We start from the raw sequence: 15932 nt of genomic DNA, 5'->3' as shown, positions 1-15932 counted from the left end.
AGGTTACCCTCAGCCTCTAGGTACTGCGCGTGTCCAAGATGATGGTCTTTACGGGGAACGCTAACCCCGATCTGGCTCGACGTGTCGTACGTCAGCTGCATATCCCTCTCGGTGACATCTCTGTCGGCAAGTTTTCCGACGGCGAAATTACAGCCGAGATCAATGAAAACGTCCGCGGTAAAGACGTCTTCATTATTCAGCCGACTTGCGCTCCGACCAACGATAACCTGATGGAACTGGTAGTGATGGCTGATGCCTTCCGCCGCTCCTCGGCTACTCGTATCACTGCTGTTATTCCTTACTTTGGTTATGCCCGTCAGGATCGCCGTCCGCGTTCCGCACGTGTGGCTATCAGCGCGAAAGTCGTCGCTGACATGCTTACCGTAGTCGGCATCGACCGTGTTCTCACGGTTGATCTGCATGCTGACCAGATCCAGGGTTTCTTCGATATTCCGGTAGATAACATCTACGGCTCCCCAGTATTGGTGGATGACATTGAAGATCAGCGCTTCGAAAACCTGATGATTGTGTCCCCGGACATTGGCGGCGTCGTGCGTGCACGTGCTGTTGCCAAATCCCTGGGCGTGGATCTCGGGATCATCGACAAACGCCGTGAGAAAGCCAATCACTCTGAAGTGATGCATATCATCGGTGATGTCGAAGGGCGTACCTGTATTCTGGTCGATGACATGGTCGATACCGCCGGCACTTTGTGCCACGCGGCAAAGGCTTTGAAAGAGCATGGCGCTGCCAAGGTTTTCGCCTACTGCACACACCCTGTGCTGTCCGGTCGGGCGATCGAAAACATTGAAAATTCCATGCTGGACGAACTGGTGGTGACCAACACCATCCCGTTGTCCGCTGCTGCTCAAGCCTGCTCGCGTATCCGTCAACTGGATATCGCGCCGGTAGTTGCCGAAGCGGTCCGCCGCATCAGCAACGAAGAATCGATCAGCGCGATGTTCCGTTAAGGGCCCTGCCCTTCTCGAACATCTCGTTGACGAAAAGCGCCCCGCCCCGGCATTCCTGTCGGGGCGGGGCTTTTTTGCCCATATCGCCTTTAGCGCTGGTCGCAAACGCTGGGGCGAATGTGGTTATTTTGGAGATACAACATGAACGAATTTACTCTGAATGCTGAAGTGCGTTCCGACCTGGGGAAAGGTGCGAGCCGCCGCCTGCGTCGTCTCGCAAGCCTGGTACCAGCTGTAGTTTACGGTGGCGAAAAAGCCCCTGAATCCATCAGCATGCTGGCTAAAGAAGTTGCCAAACTGCTCGAAAACGAAGCGGCTTACAGCCACATCATCGAGCTGAACGTTGGCGGCACCAAGCAAAACGTAATCATCAAGGCTCTGCAGCGTCACCCGGCCAAAGGCCACGTGATGCACGCTGACTTCGTACGCGTTGTAGCTGGCCAGAAACTGACCGCTATCGTGCCTGTACACTTTGTTGGTGAAGAAGCTCCGATCAAGAAAGGCGGCGAAGTTTCGCACGTTGTTGCCGAGATCGAAGTGAGCTGCCTGCCTAAGGACCTGCCTGAATTCATCGAAGTCGACCTGGCTAACGCCGAAATCGGCTCGATCATTCACCTGTCCGACCTCAAAGCCCCTAAAGGCGTTGAGTTTGTTGCTCTGGCACACGGCGATGACAAGGCTGTTGCCAACGTCCACGCTCCACGTGTTGCTCCAGAAGCTACCGAAGAAGGCGCAGCAGAGTAATTTACTCTGTGATGCCGGAGTGACCCGGTAACATCGCGGACTGGAACGTAGCGAGAAAGCGGGCGAGAACGCGGAGTTTACATAATGGTAAATGAGCACTTGTCGTCCACTTTCGCCGCACACCCAGGTTGCGGCGATGTTATCCACCACTCCAAGGAAGGGCCCCTATCGTGACTGCCATCAAACTGATCGTTGGCCTGGGAAATCCAGGCGCTGAATACGAACAGACCCGGCATAACGCAGGGGCCCTTTTTGTTGAGCGCATCGCGAACGCACAAGGCGTGAACCTTGTGGCGGATCGCAAATATTTCGGCCTGACCGGGCGCTATTCGCATCAGGGTCAGGATGTTCGTCTGCTGATCCCCACCACGTACATGAACCGTAGCGGCCAGGCCGTAGCGGCGCTTGCCGGCTTCTTTCGCATCAAGCCGGAAGAAATCCTCGTGGCGCATGACGAACTCGACCTGCCACCGGGCGTTGCCAAACTCAAACAGGGCGGCGGCCATGGCGGTCACAACGGGTTGCGCGACATCATCGCGCAACTGGGCAATCAGAATACCTTCTACCGCTTGCGGCTTGGCATTGGCCACCCGGGCGTAGCCAGTATGGTTTCAAATTTCGTCCTGGGTCGTGCGCCACGCGCCGAACAGGAAAAACTCGATGCCAGCATCGACTTTGCCCTCGGCGTGCTGCCGGATATCCTCGCCGGGGAATGGAACCGCGCGATGAAAAACCTGCACAGCCAGAAGGCCTGACTCTTATCCGAGGGGAAACACCATGGGATTCAATTGCGGCATCGTCGGCCTGCCTAACGTCGGCAAGTCCACCCTGTTCAACGCCCTGACCAAATCCGGGATCGCGGCCGAGAACTTCCCCTTCTGCACCATCGAACCGAACACCGGTATCGTACCGATGCCGGATCCACGACTGGAAGCCCTGGCGGCCATCGTCAATCCAAAGCGCATCCTGCCGACCACCATGGAATTCGTCGACATCGCGGGCCTCGTTGCCGGCGCCTCGAAAGGTGAAGGCCTGGGCAACAAATTCCTCGCCAACATCCGTGAAACCGATGCCATCGCCCACGTGGTCCGCTGCTTCGAAGACGAGAACGTGATTCACGTCTCCAACAGCGTCGACCCGAAACGCGACATCGAGATCATCGACCTGGAACTGATCTTTGCCGACCTCGACAGCTGCGAAAAGCAACTGCAGAAAGTCGCCCGTAACGCCAAGGGCGGGGACAAGGACGCCGTTGTCCAGAAGGGCCTGCTGGAGCAGTTGATCGCTCACTTCACCCTCGGCAAACCTGCGCGCACCTTGATGAAGAACATGGCAGCCGACGACAAGGCGGTGATCCGTGGCTTCCACCTGCTGACCACCAAGCCGGTCATGTACATCGCCAACGTCGCTGAAGACGGTTTCGAGAACAACCCGCTGCTGGACATCGTCAAAGCCATCGCCGAAGAAGAAGGCGCCATGGTGGTTCCGGTCTGCAACAAGATCGAAGCCGAAATCGCCGAGCTGGAAGACGGCGAAGAAAAAGACATGTTCCTCGAAGCCCTGGGCCTGGAAGAACCTGGCCTTAACCGCGTGATCCGCGCCGGCTACGAAATGCTGCACCTGCAGACCTACTTCACCGCCGGTGTCGAAGAAGTCCGCGCCTGGACCGTCCGCGTCGGTGCCACCGCACCGCAAGCCGCCGGCGTGATCCACACCGACTTCGAAAAAGGCTTCATCCGCGCCGAAGTCATCGCCTACGACGACTTCATCCAGTACAAGGGCGAAGCCGGCGCCAAAGAAGCCGGCAAATGGCGTCTGGAAGGCAAGGACTACATCGTGAAAGACGGCGACGTGATGCACTTCCGCTTCAACGTCTGAGTCATTCAGGACGGGACACCCGCCCAAGAAAAAGCCGCGTTTGATACGCGGCTTTTTTGCACCTGAAATAAATACCTGCCACACCATCAATCTTCTGAGCGAGCAGCTCGCTCCCTCAGGAGGATGCTGTCAGATCATGCCTTATTGGTTCTTGGCAGCAAGATTGCCAACACACCCAACAGCGGCAGGAACGAGCACAGGAAGTACACGTATTCGATACCGTGCACGTCCGCCAGGTGCCCCAGCAACGCCGCGCCAATCCCGCCGAAACCGAACATCAGCCCGAAGAACACCCCGGCGATCATCCCGACATTGCCCGGCACCAATTCCTGTGCATAAACCACAATGGCCGAGAATGCCGACGCCAGGATGAAGCCGATCACCACGCTCAGAATGCTGGTCCAGAACAAGTCAACATGCGGCAGGATCAAGGTGAACGGCGCGACCCCAAGGATCGAAAACCAGATCACCGCCTTACGCCCGATCTTGTCGCCGATCGGTCCACCGAAGAACGTCCCCGCCGCCACCGCCCCCAGAAACAGGAATAAATGCAGCTGCGAACTGGCCACCGACAGGTCGAACTTCTCGATCAGGTAGAAGGTGAAGTAGCTGGTGAAACTGGCCATGTAGAAGTACTTGGAGAACACCAGCAACCCGAGCACCACCAGCGCGCTGATGACCCGGCCCTTCGACAAGCCATGCGTCGCCGCCTGGCCTTGCTTGAGTTTGAACAGGCTCAGGTGATTGGCGTACCAGCGGCTGATCCGGTAAAGCACAAACAGCGCAAACACTGCGAACAAACCAAACCACGCCACATGGCCCTGACCGAACGGAATGATGATCGCCGCCGCCAGCAACGGGCCGAAAGCGGAGCCCGCGTTACCGCCGACCTGGAAAGTCGATTGCGCCAGGCCAAATCGCCCGCCCGACGCCAGCCGCGCCACGCGAGACGCTTCCGGGTGAAAGGTCGACGAGCCAATGCCGATCAACCCCGCCGCCAGCAGAATCAATGGAAAGGTGCCGACCACCGACATCATCAAAATACCGATCAACGTGCACACCGTCCCGGCCGGCAGCAGCCAGGGTTTGGGGTGGCGATCGGTGTGGTAACCGACCCACGGCTGCAATAGCGAAGCGGTCAGCTGGAAGGTCAGGGTGATCAGGCCGACCTGGGTAAAGGTCAGGCCATAGTTGGCCTTGAGCATCGGATAGATCGAAGGCAGCACCGACTGAATCAGGTCGTTGATCAAATGCGCCAGCGCCACGGCGCCGATGATGCGCATGACCAGAGGGCTGCTTTGTGAAGTCGCGGATGCCGGCGTCGCGCCGGTCTGGGCATTGCTGATAGCCATGGGAAATTCCGTACAACAGATGGGTGCACACGGGCAGGTGGGTCAATGTGCCATTTTTCAGTGCAGCAGCGCCATCCCCTTAGCCAGCTAACGAACTAAATTCAGACGGTAATAGCGCAACGCCATGGTCTGAATCTTGCCTTGTTTATTCCCTTCAACGCGGCGCCCTTACAAAGGGCACCGAGAATGGGAAGTTTCGCTACAGAGTCGGCCTACAGAGCTGGCGAGGGTGAACTTTCGAGGCCTTTAAAACGGGCACATGTCGCGGTCGCTACGACCTCGACGCACGCGATTGGTGCGTGGTGTCCAGGGGAGTCATGGGGCATGCAGGCTTTTTTATCTCCGGGGATCGGGTTGCTGGGGCGTTTTGGCTTCGCCCGCAAGTTTCAGCTGTTGTTTCTGCTGTTTATCCTGCCACTCGCAGGCAGCCTGCTGATGATCGGCCAGGACTATCGCGCCAAACTCAACCTGATTTCCGGCGAGCGTGCCGGCGTCCGGCAACTGCTCGCGCTGGATGCGCTGGATAACCTGCTCGCCGCCCAGCGTGACCGCGCCGCGCGCTGGCGTGCCACCGAGACCAATCGCCAGCCGACACCGGCCACTCTTGCTGCGATGGCTGCGTTCGATGCGGTTCAGCCAGCGGTCGCCCAAGCCACCACGGACCTTGGCAACGCGTTGCAAACCGAAGGCGCCGTGGGCGAAACCCTGGCCCGCTATCAAGCCCTGCAGACAGCCCTCGATGGCCTCGACTCGAAAAGCCTGAGCAGCGTCGGCTGGTGGCCGGACGGTTACGATCGTTTCACCAATGCCTTGAGCGCTCTGCAGGCCTTGCGTGAACAGATCGCCATGGACAATCGTCTGACGCTGGCACCATGGCTGGAAACCTACCTGCTGACGCAGATTTCCACGCAACACGCGCCGGACCTGATTGAGCGCGTAGGCCGTCTGGCCAGCGTCGGCCAGGCGTCGGTGGTGTCCGGTCAGTTCACCCTGCAAAGCCGTCTGCAATTGCGCGATCTGCGCAGCCGCATCGGCGACGCCCGTGAGCAGCTGGCGAAAACCGCCACGCTTCTGGAAGCACGTCTGCCCAGTGCCTTGCAGACTTGGGCCGGCCAATACCATGACAGCCTCAAACACCTCGATGCCGAGCTGAAAGTCCTTGATGACGGCGTGTTTGGCGGCAGCATCAAACTCAAGCCCGAGGAGTTCGAGCGCAGCCTGGACAGCCTGCTCACCGACCTCGCTTCGCTGCGCCAGCAGTCGTTGGTCTCGCTGGATCAGCGTCTGGATTACTACCACGGCTCGGCGATCCGCCAGTTCATGGTGGTGGCGGCGATTTTTGGTTGCCTGTTGCTGGCCGCGCTGTACCTGTTTATCTGCTTGCAGGCCTCGATCCGTCGCAGCGCCAGCGGCATCACGCTGCTGGCCGAAGCCTTGCGCGACGGCAATCTGAGCCTGCAAGTGCCCGTTGAAGGCCGCGACGAACTGGCGGCGATCAGCACCGCGCTCAACGTCGCAGTGGTGCAACTGCGCAACAGCTTGCTGGGGGTCGATCACGAAACCCTGCAACTGAGTAATGCGGTGCGCACGCTCAACCATCATTCCAGCGGTGCGCTGGGCGAAGTCGAAGCCCAACAATTGCAGATCAGTCAGATCGCGGCGGCGGCAACGCAATTGGCCGCCACCTCCCAAGGCGTCGCCCAGAGTTGCGAACAGGCTTCCGGCAGCGCCCAGCACACCCAGCGCATTGCTGCCGACAGCAGCCGTGACAGCCAACGTACCACCGCGAGCATTCAACAGCTCAACCAGCGTTTGAACGAAACGGCGGCGGCACTCGGACGGGTCAGCGAACAAGGCCAGCAGATCCAGTTGGTGGTCGACACCATTCGCGGGGTTGCCGAGCAGACCAACCTGTTGGCGCTCAACGCCGCCATCGAAGCCGCTCGTGCGGGTGAACAGGGTCGAGGCTTTGCGGTGGTCGCCGATGAAGTGCGCAGCCTGTCGCAACGCACCCAATCGTCCACCGCGCAGATCGCCGGCACCGTCGACAGTTTGCGTAGCACGGTGAATGAAGCCGTAAGCCTGATGGAAGCCGCGTGCGGCCAGGCGCAATCCGATGCGCAGTCGGTCACAGGGTTGGGTGAACGCCTCGGGGAAATCGCCCACGCGGTACAAGGCGTCACCGACACCCTGGCGCAAATTGCTACGGCGGTAGAAGAGCAAGCCAGCACCGCCGACGAAGTCAGCGGCAACATCCAGCAAGTCGATCAGGCGGCGGTACGCCTGCTCGAAGGCGCGCGGGCGGTGAACCTGGCTGCAGACACCTTGAGCCAAGGCAGCAAAGCGCTGAGTGCCAATACCGGGAGATTTCAGCTCGGTTGACGCCCTCCCCTGGCCCGATTTTGCGGGTCAGGTGGATAAGCGGTTGAAAGCGTAGAGAAATATTTTAGATTTACGCTTGACACATCATCATTACGAGCCAATAATGCGCGCCACTTGGCTACATAGCTCAGTTGGTTAGAGCATAGCATTCATAATGCTGGGGTCCGGGGTTCAAGTCCCTGTGTAGCCACCAAGTACTAAAAACGGCTTACCGAAAGGTAGGCCGTTTTTTTATGCCTCGAGAAAAGTGCCCCGAAAACACAGAGGTGACTTCAGGCAACAAGAGCAAGCCTCAGGATCGCACCAGCGCCAACGCGGACAATGCCCGCTCCCATATCTGCCACGTACGCAACCAGACCATCGCCTGCCAGTCGTTGTCGGCAGGATAGAACTGCTCCAGCAGATTCAGTTTGATTTCCCGCCCGACCGCATCACTCGGATTGCCGTGCAGATGCAGCCAATGGTCGTCGCGCAAATGACGATGAACCTCGGCTCCCGGATAAGTCCCGCATTCGATCACGAAGGGCATCAATCGCACCTGCGGCAGCGCGTCGATCAGCGCCTGCGAGGTGTAGCCGGTGGCCGTGGCCGCCACACCGGTTTCGCTCAGCGTGTCGGCGCCGGTCAGCAGCGTGTAGAGCCACGGTCCATAGATCGACTGCGCCTCCGGCAACGCTGGATAGGCGGACTCGGTAATGGTCAACAACATCGGATGGCCGTATTCCCCGGCGCCGGTGTGCAAGTCGAAGCACATCGCAACATCGGCATGAGCGACATGTTTTTGAAGGATCTGGTGCAATGTGCGGTTCGACCAGCTCGGCGCTCGTCCGCCGTAAAACAGACCGTCGGGATGACTGTGCTGGCCGCCCTCGACAATCGACATCACCGCCGGCCAGCCGTGTTCCTGGATCTGCTGGTCAAGCAGTGCATCGGCGCGATCACGCTCCGGGCCTGTCAGCTCGGTGCAGGCATAGATTTCATGCAGCGCGGCGTAGGCCGGATTGTCCGGCAGCGGATGTTCGAAGTTCAGGTGATTGCGATTAAGGTCGATGTTGTCTTCGTTGACCCGGCGCAGCCACGCCGTGCCCCACGGATTGATCAGATGAACAAACATCACCGCGACATCGGCCGGCAATGAACGCTTGCCCAACTCCTGCAGCCACTTGATCTGACAGCCCGAGCCATAGAAGCCTTCGACCCCGTGAGTGCCACTCAGCGCTATCAGCAAGCGCTTGGCGGCCGGATCACCGAGCACCGCCACATCGGTGCTCAGAGGCTCCCCGAACGGTCCTTTGAGCGGGTGCGGATACTCGGTCAATCTCGCGCCGGCCGCCTTCGCGGCTGCCAGAAACTGTTCACGCTGAGCGCCATAGCTCGGCTGTGCGGGGAAGTCGGTCTGCATATCTGCCTCTTGTTGATCTTCTGACTCGTCTACTGCCCTTGACCCTACAGAAATTCCGTCAATGGATGAAGGACAAAAACGGCCATGGTTTGCGTCACTGGCTGTCGGCCGATAAAGTCCCCTGACCTTTCCCACGGACGGAGTGCCCCGCGTGTTTACAGCCATTCACTGGAATCGCTATCGCCTGCCAGCCCTTTCGCTGATTGTCGGCGCATTAACCCTCGCGGCGTGTAACGTTCCGCCCGCGTCGAAGTTGCCGATCGCACCGGAAGCCGCCTCGGGTTATCGCGCCGACCTGCAGACCCGGCACGCCTCGAAGCATATGGCTGCGGCGGCGAATCCGCTCGCCGCCGAAGCCGGGCGAGCAATGCTGCGTCAGGGCGGTTCGGCGATTGATGCCGCTATTGCGATGCAAGCGGTGTTGACGCTGGTCGAACCGCAATCCTCGGGTATCGGCGGTGGTGCGTTTATCGTGCTCTGGGACGGTAAAACCGTGCGCACTTACGACGGTCGAGAAACCGCGCCGGCCGGCGCCACCGAGAAGTTGTTCCTGCAAGCCGACGGCACACCGATGCCATTCACTCAGGCGCAGATTGGCGGTCGTTCCGTGGGCACCCCCGGTGTGTTGCGAGCGCTGGAACTGGCCCATCGGAAACACGGGCGCCTGCCATGGGCGCAGTTGTTCGAACCGGCGATAAAACTCGCGGAGCAAGGTTTTCCCATCTCGCCACGCCTGCATCAGCTGATTGCTTCGGATTCGTCCATGCAGCGCTCGCCAGACATGATGGCGTATTTCCGGAATACCGATGGCAGCCCGAAAGCCGTCGGCACCCTACTGAAAAATCCGGCGCTGGCCGCTGCGTTCAAACGCATCGCCAAGGAAGGTCCTGATGCGTTGTATAAAGGCCCTATCGCGCAGGAAATCGTCGCCAAGGTTCAGGGCCACGCCAACCCCGGCAGCCTGTCGCTGAACGACCTCGGCGGCTACTCCGCCAAGGAACGCGCGCCGCTGTGCTCCGATTACAAACGCTGGCAGGTCTGTGGCATGCCTCCACCGTCGTCGGGCGGAATCGCCGTGGCGCAGATCCTCGGCACCTTGCAGGCGCTGGAAACCCGCGATCCGCGTTATGCCCTGGCGCCACTGAAACCAGTCAAAAGCACCCGCTCCGCAGGCATCGAACCGGCCCCGGAAGCCGTGCACCTGATCTCCGAAGCCGAGCGTCTGGCCTATGCCGACCGCGCACTGTATGTCGCCGACAGCGATTTTGTGCCCGTCCCGGTCAAAGGCCTGGTGGACCCGACCTATCTGGCCAGCCGCGCCGCCCTCATCGGTGATCGCAGCATGGGCACGGCCAAGCCTGGCACGCCGCCGGGCATTCAGGTGGCCTACGCGCCGGACCGTTCGCCGCTGCGCATTTCCACCTCGCAAGTGGTGGCGGTCGATGACCTGGGCGGTGCGGTGTCGATGACCACCACGGTGGAATCTGCATTCGGCTCGCACCTGATGGTTCAAGGCTTTCTGCTCAACAACCAGATGACTGACTTCTCGTTCATCCCCGAAGAAAACGGGCAGAAAGTCGCCAACCGCGTCGAACCCGGCAAACGCCCACGCTCGTCCATGGCACCCACCCTGATCTTCGACCGCCAGAGCGGCGAATTCCTCGCCACCCTCGGCTCTCCTGGTGGCTCGCAGATCATTGAATACGTCGCCAAATCCACCGTCGGCCTGCTCGACTGGAACCTCGACCCGCAAACCGCCATCAACCTCCCCAACTTCGGCAGCCGCAACGGCCCGACCGAGCTGGAACAGGGGCAGTTCAGCGCGGAGCTGATTCAGGCGTTGAAGGACAAGGGGCATAGCGTGAGCGAGATCGACATGACCAGCGGCACTCAAGCGATTGTCCGGATCAAGGATGCGCAGGGGAAAGCGTCGTTGGCGGGTGGGGCGGATCCACGACGCGAGGGGGAAGCGTTGGGGGATTGAGTCTTGCCATGGCATGGAAAAGGCTTACCGGGAGGTAAGCCTTTTAGTCCCGCGCAGCCTAGCGAGAAATCTTCAGCGCCTGCCGCGCCTGGTGTTTCTCCAGCGCCAGCTCGATCAGGCGGCTGACCAGTTCGCTGTAGGTCATGCCGGCGGCCTGCCACAGCTTGGGGTACATGCTGATGCGAGTGAAACCGGGGAGCGAGTTGATCTCGTTGATCAGCACTTCGCCGGTCTCGGTCAGGAACACATCGACCCGCGCCAGCCCGGAACAGCCCAACACCTGAAACGCCTCGACGGCCAAGGCTCGAATGCGTTCGCTGGCTTCGCGGCTGATGTCGGCCGGCACCACCACTTCAGCGGCCTGTGCGTCGATGTACTTGCTGTCGTAGGAATAGAACCCGCTGCGCACGACGATTTCGCCGCAACCGCTGGCGATGGCGTCTTCGTTGCCGAGCACCGCGCATTCGATTTCGCGGCCGCTGACGGCCGACTCGACCAGCACTTTCTCATCGAAACCCAGAGCCAGTTCGACTGCTGCCGTGTACTCGGCTTCGTCGTTGACCTTGCTCACGCCCACCGAAGAGCCCTGGTTCGCCGGTTTGACGAACAGCGGCAGGCCGAGCTTGCCCTGGACCTCGGCGAACCCGATGCGCCTCGCTGTGGCGCGGGTCAAGGTCACGAACGGCGTGACGGCCAACCCGGCATCACGCAGCAAGCGTTTGCTGATGTCCTTGTCCATGCACACCGCCGACCCGAGCACATCGGAACCTACAAAAGGCAGATCGGCCATGCGCAGCAACCCTTGCAGGCAACCGTCTTCACCCAGGGTGCCGTGGACGATCGGGAAGATCACGTCAACGTGGCCCAGCAGCTCCTGACTTGAGGTTTCCAGCAGTTGCTGACTGGCCTTGCCCGGCACCACGGCAAGTTCGCGGTTGGACTGGTTGAGGGCGATCAGCGCCGGGTTTTCCTGGTTGAGCAGGAAATTCGACGGATCATTGAGGTGCCAGTGGCCCTGCTTGTCGATGCCGATCAGCACCGGTTCGAAGCGCGACCGGTCCAGCGCGTCGACGATGTTTTTCGCCGATTGCAGCGACACCTCGTGCTCCGCCGAACGGCCGCCAAAAATAATGCCTACCCGCAGTTTGCTCATTCAGGATTCCTCAACGATTGGCCACCAGATGCGCACCGAACAGCACGTAGCAACTGCCGGCAAAGCGATCCAGCCATTTACGCGAACGGTCGTAAGCCCCCGCCATCCGACGACTGGAAAACAGCAGCGCGACGCCGCTGTACCAACTGAAAGACAAGGTCGCCATGGTCAGCACGGCCAGCGCCAGTAACATCGGCGGCACGGACGCGGGCATGGCCGTCGCAAAGATGGTCGCGACGAACAAGGCGGATTTTGGGTTGGTCATGTTGCCCAGGAATCCTTGGCCATACACCGACAGTAACGTGCGCCCCGCTCCGTCAATCGAACCGGACTTGCCCGCCACCACGGGCGGTTTACGCCTGAACTGCTTCAAGCCCAGATAGATCAGATAACAGCCACCGGCAATCTTGAAGCTCAGGTAGAGCGTCGGCGCGGCACTGAACAACGACTTGATGCCCAGCCCGCCCGCCAGCCCCCACAGCACTGTGCCAGTGGCCACGCCCAGTGCGGCCACCACCCCGTGCCGTTTGGATTGGCTGGCGGCCAGTTGCGCGATGTTGAAAAAATTCGGCCCCGGCGTCACCACGGCAACCGTCCACAACAGCGCCAGCGACAACAACGGAGCGGCATAGCTCAGGTGGGAAGTTTCCATGATGCGGGTCGCCTTCTTGGCTTCAGAGAATGTGTCACACAGTGCAACATTTGCCTTCGATTTTCTACTCGTGCGCGGGCTTACATCGGCCAGAAGACAGACAACCGCTCACTGGGTTAACGTGACCGGCATCGAGTTCCAGGCAACGATCAGCATGACCAGGCACCCACCGCACAATGACTGGTTCCACCGCGCGCCCGATGTGGCGGGGCTGCAGCGCTTCGAGGCGTTTTTTGCCGGACATGGCTACGACCTGCACCGTCATGACACTTACGCCATCGGTCACACCCTCGCCGGCGTGCAGCGCTTTCAGTACCGCGGCGGTTGGCGCCACAGCCTGCCCGGTGGGACGATCGTGCTGCACCCGGACGAAATCCACGATGGCGAAGCCGGGACCGAGCTCGGATTCCAGTACCGGATGATGTACATAGAACCGGCACTTATCCAGCAGATGCTCGGCGGTCAGCCACTGCCGTTCATCAAGAACGGTTTGTCGACCGATCCATGCCTGTTCGCCGCCACCGAGGTTCTGCTGCGCAGCCTCGATACCCCCCTCGAACCGCTGGAAGCGCAAGACGCACTGTTCGATCTGGCGCAAGCCTTGAACAGCGCTGGCGGAGTCACTGCCAGGCATGCAAGCTTCGACTACAGGGCTGCGGAACGCGCGCGGGAATACATGCACAGCGCACTGGATCGCACCGTGACGCTGGAAGAACTGGCGCACCACAGCGGCCGGGATCGCTGGAGCCTGTCGCGAGATTTTCGCCTGTTGTTCGGCACCAGCCCTTACCGTTACTTGACCATGCGCCGCCTCGACCTGGTTCGTTCGCTGCTGATTCAGGGCCAGTCGCTGGTCAGCGCCGCGCTGATCGCCGGCTTCACCGATCAAAGCCACATGACCCGCCAGTTCAGCAAAACCTACGGTTTGTCGCCAGCGCGCTGGATGAAAATGCACCGCCGCTGAGCCACGCACAATCGTACAAGAAGCACGCTGCTGCGGTGGCTATCGTGGTTTCACGATCAACCACGAGAGCTGCTCCATGAAAGCCTACGAAAGCCTGAATTTCGCTGCAAAAATCTCCCGGATCGACGCGCACTGGACACCGCGGGTCATCGCCGAAATGAACGACTACCAGTTCAAGGTGGTGAAGCTGCTGGGGGATTTCATCTGGCATGACCACCTTGATACCGACGAAGCCTTCATCGTTCTCGAAGGCCAGTTGCGCATCGATTTTCGCGATGGCCACGTGCTGGTGAATGCCGGCGAAATGTATGTGGTGCCCAAGGGGGTCGAGCACAAACCGTTCGCCGGGCAGGAGGTGAAACTCCTGCTGATCGAACCCCGGGGCGTGCTGAACACCGGCAGCAATGGCGGCGAGCGCACGGCTGAAAATGACGTTTGGGTGTGACGTCTTAGGGCTGTAGGGTTTTGCCGTCCACCGGATCACCGATTGTCAGGAAATGCCCGCCTGCCACGTGGTGCAAGGTGCGCAACGCATCGTACCCCTCGAAATGCCAGCGACCATCGCTGAATACGCGGTCGTCCGCCTGAGCGGCAATCACTTCGGCCAGGAACAGATCGTACTGTTGGTGATTGCCGGGCTCCGGCAGCAGTCGGCATTCCAGCCAGGCCACGCAACCTTCGAGCATCGGCGCATCAATCAGTTCGCCGCCGAAGGTCTGCAAGCCATAGGTCTGGAATTTGTCCCGGCCCTGGCCCTGAGTCAGCTCCAGGCCAGACGTCGAGCCAACGGTTTGCACGATATCGGCCTGGGCGGCGCAGGGTACGTTCAGCACGAATGTGCCCGACGCTTCCAGCAGTTGCCGGGTCCAGGTGGACTTGTCCAGCACCACGGCAATTTTCGGCGGTTCGAAATCCAGGGGCATGGCCCAGGCCGCCGCCATGATGTTGCGCTGCCCGTCATGGGCCGCGCTGACCAGTACGGTCGGCCCATGATTGAGCAGGCGATAAGCCTTGGACAAGGGAACCGGGCGGCGGTGGGAAGCGCTCATGGCATCTGCTCCTGGGAAAAGAGCCGATTGTAGCGAACTCCCGAGATAGGGAGTTCGAGCAGTCGAAAAGATCGCAGCCTGCGCCAGCTCCTGCAGGGTGTACGTCATTCCAATGTTGGAGCAGCCGCAGGCTGCGATCTTTTAAAGGCTAACCATCAACTCGACAGCTGATTGGCGAACTGTCCGACCGCATTCACCACCTTCTGCGCGCCGTCCTGAATCTCGACAATGACCGTCCCCGCCTCTGCCGCCAGCGCCAGGCCTTGTTCGGCCTGGAGTTTGCCGTCGGTCATCAGGGACACGGCGTTACGCGCCATGTCCTGGTTCTGACGGACCACCAGGACAATTTCATCGGTGGCCTGGCTGGTGCGCGAAGCCAGTTGCCGGACCTCGTCCGCCACCACGGCAAAACCGCGGCCCTGTTCACCGGCCCGGGCGGCTTCGATGGCCGCGTTGAGCGCCAGCAGATTGGTCTGTTCGGCAATGCCACTGATGGTTTTGACGATGGTGCCGATCACCAGCGATTGCTCGTTCAAGGCCTCGATGCCTTCGCCGGCGGTTTGCATGTGCTTGGCCAGGTCGCGCATCACGTTCACCGCTTGCGTCACCACGGCGGTGCCGCGCTGGGCGCTTTGATCGGTATGCTGCGAGGTGCCATAGGCAATGTTCGCCGCTTCAGCGACGGCCAGTTCCTGATTGACCTGATCGGTAATCACCGTGGCGAACTTCACCACTTTGTAGAGCTTGTTGTTGGCGTCGACCACCGGGTTGTAGGACGCCTCCAGCCAGACCGTACGCCCGTGGCTATCCACGCGCTTGAAGCGGCCGGCGACATATTCGCCGGCATTCAGGCGTCGCCAGAAGTCCTGATACTCGGCGCTGTTGTATTCCTGCGCATCACAGAAGGTACGGTGATGTTTGCCCTTGATCTGCGCCAGGCTGTAACCCATGCCGTTGAGGAACCGTTCATTGGCTGTGAGCACATTGCCCGCGAGGTCGAATTCGATCACCGCCGTCGAGCGCACCAACGCACCGATCAGGTTTTCGTGCTCACGGGAGGCCTCGATGGTGCGGGTCAGATCACTGGAAAAAATCGAAAAATGCTTGATCCGCCCGTCCGAGGAACGCACCGGCTGCAGGATCGAGCGCAACCAGGCCTCCTGGCCATCGCCACGCAGCAGGCGCACCGCACCGGCGAAATGTTCGCCACGGGTCAGCGCAGCCTTGAAACGGTGGTGGAATTCATCGGACTTCACGTGGGGAGGCACAATGTCTTCGATCGGACGATCGATCAGGTCATGGCTCTTGTAGAGCATCTCGCTGAGAAAGTTCTGATTCACCGATTGAATTCGCCCATCGGGATCAAGGGTCAGGACCAGCATCTCGCTTTCCAGACTTTCC

13 protein-coding genes, 1 tRNA gene and 3 pseudogenes are annotated in these 15932 nt (G+C 60.3%); 10 read left to right on the top strand and 7 right to left on the bottom strand.

Translation table 11 applies throughout. The annotated features are described in order from the left end of the window. Positions 1–29: 29 nt before the first annotated feature. The 4 genes from ACM6IQ_RS29470 (at position 30) to ychF (ending at position 3593) form a co-directional block, all read left to right on the top strand. Positions 30–971 (top strand): ribose-phosphate pyrophosphokinase, encoded by a 942-nt coding sequence (locus tag ACM6IQ_RS29470; protein WP_003208392.1) that lies wholly within the window; start codon positions 30–32, stop codon positions 969–971. Positions 972–1112: 141 nt separating this feature from the next. After that, entirely contained in the window at positions 1113–1715 is a 603-nt protein-coding gene (locus tag ACM6IQ_RS29465) for a 50S ribosomal protein L25/general stress protein Ctc (RefSeq protein ID WP_017340759.1), read from the top strand. A 170-nt stretch (positions 1716–1885) separates the two neighbouring features. Beyond that, positions 1886–2470: an aminoacyl-tRNA hydrolase gene (gene pth, locus ACM6IQ_RS29460; RefSeq protein WP_008037207.1), complete on the top strand. Its 585-nt coding sequence runs from the start codon at positions 1886–1888 to the stop codon at positions 2468–2470. Positions 2471–2492: 22 nt separating this feature from the next. Beyond that, on the top strand, positions 2493–3593 hold the full coding sequence (gene ychF, locus ACM6IQ_RS29455; RefSeq protein ID WP_017340760.1) for a redox-regulated ATPase YchF: 1101 nt from the start codon (positions 2493–2495) through the stop codon (positions 3591–3593). Positions 3594–3727: 134 nt separating this feature from the next. Here ychF and ACM6IQ_RS29450 read toward each other — a convergent pair whose 3' ends face one another. Further along, positions 3728–4945, bottom strand: coding sequence for an MFS transporter (locus ACM6IQ_RS29450; RefSeq protein WP_017340761.1), 1218 nt, complete (start codon positions 4943–4945; stop codon positions 3728–3730). A 186-nt stretch (positions 4946–5131) separates the two neighbouring features. Between ACM6IQ_RS29450 and ACM6IQ_RS29445 the strand changes: the two are divergent. From ACM6IQ_RS29445 to ACM6IQ_RS29435, 3 genes and pseudogenes are all read left to right on the top strand, one after another. Further along, positions 5132–6466 (top strand): annotated as a pseudogene (locus tag ACM6IQ_RS29445) (hypothetical protein); the annotation flags it as partial. Next, a complete protein-coding gene (locus ACM6IQ_RS29440) occupies positions 6464–7327 on the top strand; it encodes a methyl-accepting chemotaxis protein (protein ID WP_414880579.1) in 864 nt (287 codons plus the stop codon). The pseudogene ACM6IQ_RS29445 and the gene ACM6IQ_RS29440, both read left to right, overlap by 3 nt. A gap of 116 nt (positions 7328–7443) precedes the next feature. Next, positions 7444–7520, top strand: a tRNA-Met gene (locus ACM6IQ_RS29435). A 99-nt stretch (positions 7521–7619) separates the two neighbouring features. Here ACM6IQ_RS29435 and ACM6IQ_RS29430 read toward each other — a convergent pair. After that, a complete protein-coding gene (locus ACM6IQ_RS29430) occupies positions 7620–8729 on the bottom strand; it encodes a DUF2817 domain-containing protein (RefSeq protein WP_414880521.1) in 1110 nt (369 codons plus the stop codon). Between the two features lie 151 nt (positions 8730–8880). Here ACM6IQ_RS29430 and ggt point away from each other — a divergent pair, with 151 nt between their 5' ends. After that, entirely contained in the window at positions 8881–10713 is a 1833-nt protein-coding gene (gene ggt / locus ACM6IQ_RS29425; protein ID WP_414880520.1) for a gamma-glutamyltransferase, read from the top strand. Positions 10714–10771: 58 nt separating this feature from the next. On the opposite strand, the gene ddlA is transcribed toward ggt, so the two are convergent. Together ddlA and ACM6IQ_RS29415 are read right to left on the bottom strand one after the other, a co-directional pair. Continuing rightward, a complete protein-coding gene (gene ddlA / locus ACM6IQ_RS29420) occupies positions 10772–11866 on the bottom strand; it encodes a D-alanine--D-alanine ligase (protein ID WP_414880519.1) in 1095 nt (364 codons plus the stop codon). A 10-nt stretch (positions 11867–11876) separates the two neighbouring features. Continuing rightward, complete coding sequence (locus ACM6IQ_RS29415; RefSeq protein ID WP_414880518.1) at positions 11877–12518, bottom strand: LysE family translocator; 642 nt, start codon at positions 12516–12518, stop codon at positions 11877–11879. A gap of 154 nt (positions 12519–12672) precedes the next feature. Here ACM6IQ_RS29415 and ACM6IQ_RS29410 point away from each other — a divergent pair, with 154 nt between their 5' ends. Both ACM6IQ_RS29410 and ACM6IQ_RS29405 read left to right on the top strand, forming a co-directional pair. After that, complete coding sequence (locus tag ACM6IQ_RS29410; RefSeq protein ID WP_031319120.1) at positions 12673–13482, top strand: AraC family transcriptional regulator; 810 nt, start codon at positions 12673–12675, stop codon at positions 13480–13482. Positions 13483–13558: 76 nt separating this feature from the next. Then, complete coding sequence (locus ACM6IQ_RS29405; protein WP_017340768.1) at positions 13559–13927, top strand: cupin domain-containing protein; 369 nt, start codon at positions 13559–13561, stop codon at positions 13925–13927. A gap of 4 nt (positions 13928–13931) precedes the next feature. On the opposite strand, the gene ACM6IQ_RS29400 is transcribed toward ACM6IQ_RS29405, so the two are convergent. From ACM6IQ_RS29400 to ACM6IQ_RS29390, 3 genes and pseudogenes are all read right to left on the bottom strand, one after another. Then, the gene (locus ACM6IQ_RS29400; RefSeq protein WP_017340769.1) at positions 13932–14531 is read right to left on the bottom strand and encodes a flavin reductase family protein; all 600 of its coding nucleotides are present in this window, start codon (positions 14529–14531) and stop codon (positions 13932–13934) included. A gap of 155 nt (positions 14532–14686) precedes the next feature. Continuing rightward, positions 14687–15121, bottom strand: a pseudogene (locus ACM6IQ_RS29395) (methyl-accepting chemotaxis protein); the annotation flags it as partial. A 159-nt stretch (positions 15122–15280) separates the two neighbouring features. Next, positions 15281–15913: pseudogene (locus tag ACM6IQ_RS29390) on the bottom strand (PAS domain-containing protein); the annotation flags it as partial. Positions 15914–15932: the final 19 nt, after the last annotated feature.

This window comes from Pseudomonas sp. IT-P100 (assembly GCF_949767185.1).
Taxonomy (GTDB): Bacteria; Pseudomonadota; Gammaproteobacteria; order Pseudomonadales; family Pseudomonadaceae; genus Aquipseudomonas; species Aquipseudomonas fluorescens_B.
Note: the sequence above shows the minus strand (reverse complement) of the source record. Positions and strands in the feature narration are given on the sequence as shown.

What these genes read in the sequence shown, in the direction of transcription:
- ACM6IQ_RS29405 (WP_017340768.1), top strand. Translation starts at nt 13,559, where the DNA reads ATGAAAGCCTACGAAAGCCTGAATTTCGCTGCAAAAATCTCCCGGATC.
- ACM6IQ_RS29430 (WP_414880521.1), bottom strand. Translation starts at nt 8,729, where the DNA reads ATGCAGACCGACTTCCCCGCACAGCCGAGCTATGGCGCTCAGCGTGAA.
- ACM6IQ_RS29465 (WP_017340759.1), top strand. Translation starts at nt 1,113, where the DNA reads ATGAACGAATTTACTCTGAATGCTGAAGTGCGTTCCGACCTGGGGAAA.
- ychF (WP_017340760.1), top strand. Translation starts at nt 2,493, where the DNA reads ATGGGATTCAATTGCGGCATCGTCGGCCTGCCTAACGTCGGCAAGTCC.
- ACM6IQ_RS29450 (WP_017340761.1), bottom strand. Translation starts at nt 4,945, where the DNA reads ATGGCTATCAGCAATGCCCAGACCGGCGCGACGCCGGCATCCGCGACT.
- ACM6IQ_RS29415 (WP_414880518.1), bottom strand. Translation starts at nt 12,518, where the DNA reads ATGGAAACTTCCCACCTGAGCTATGCCGCTCCGTTGTTGTCGCTGGCG.
- ACM6IQ_RS29400 (WP_017340769.1), bottom strand. Translation starts at nt 14,531, where the DNA reads ATGAGCGCTTCCCACCGCCGCCCGGTTCCCTTGTCCAAGGCTTATCGC.
- ddlA (WP_414880519.1), bottom strand. Translation starts at nt 11,866, where the DNA reads ATGAGCAAACTGCGGGTAGGCATTATTTTTGGCGGCCGTTCGGCGGAG.
- ACM6IQ_RS29410 (WP_031319120.1), top strand. Translation starts at nt 12,673, where the DNA reads ATGACCAGGCACCCACCGCACAATGACTGGTTCCACCGCGCGCCCGAT.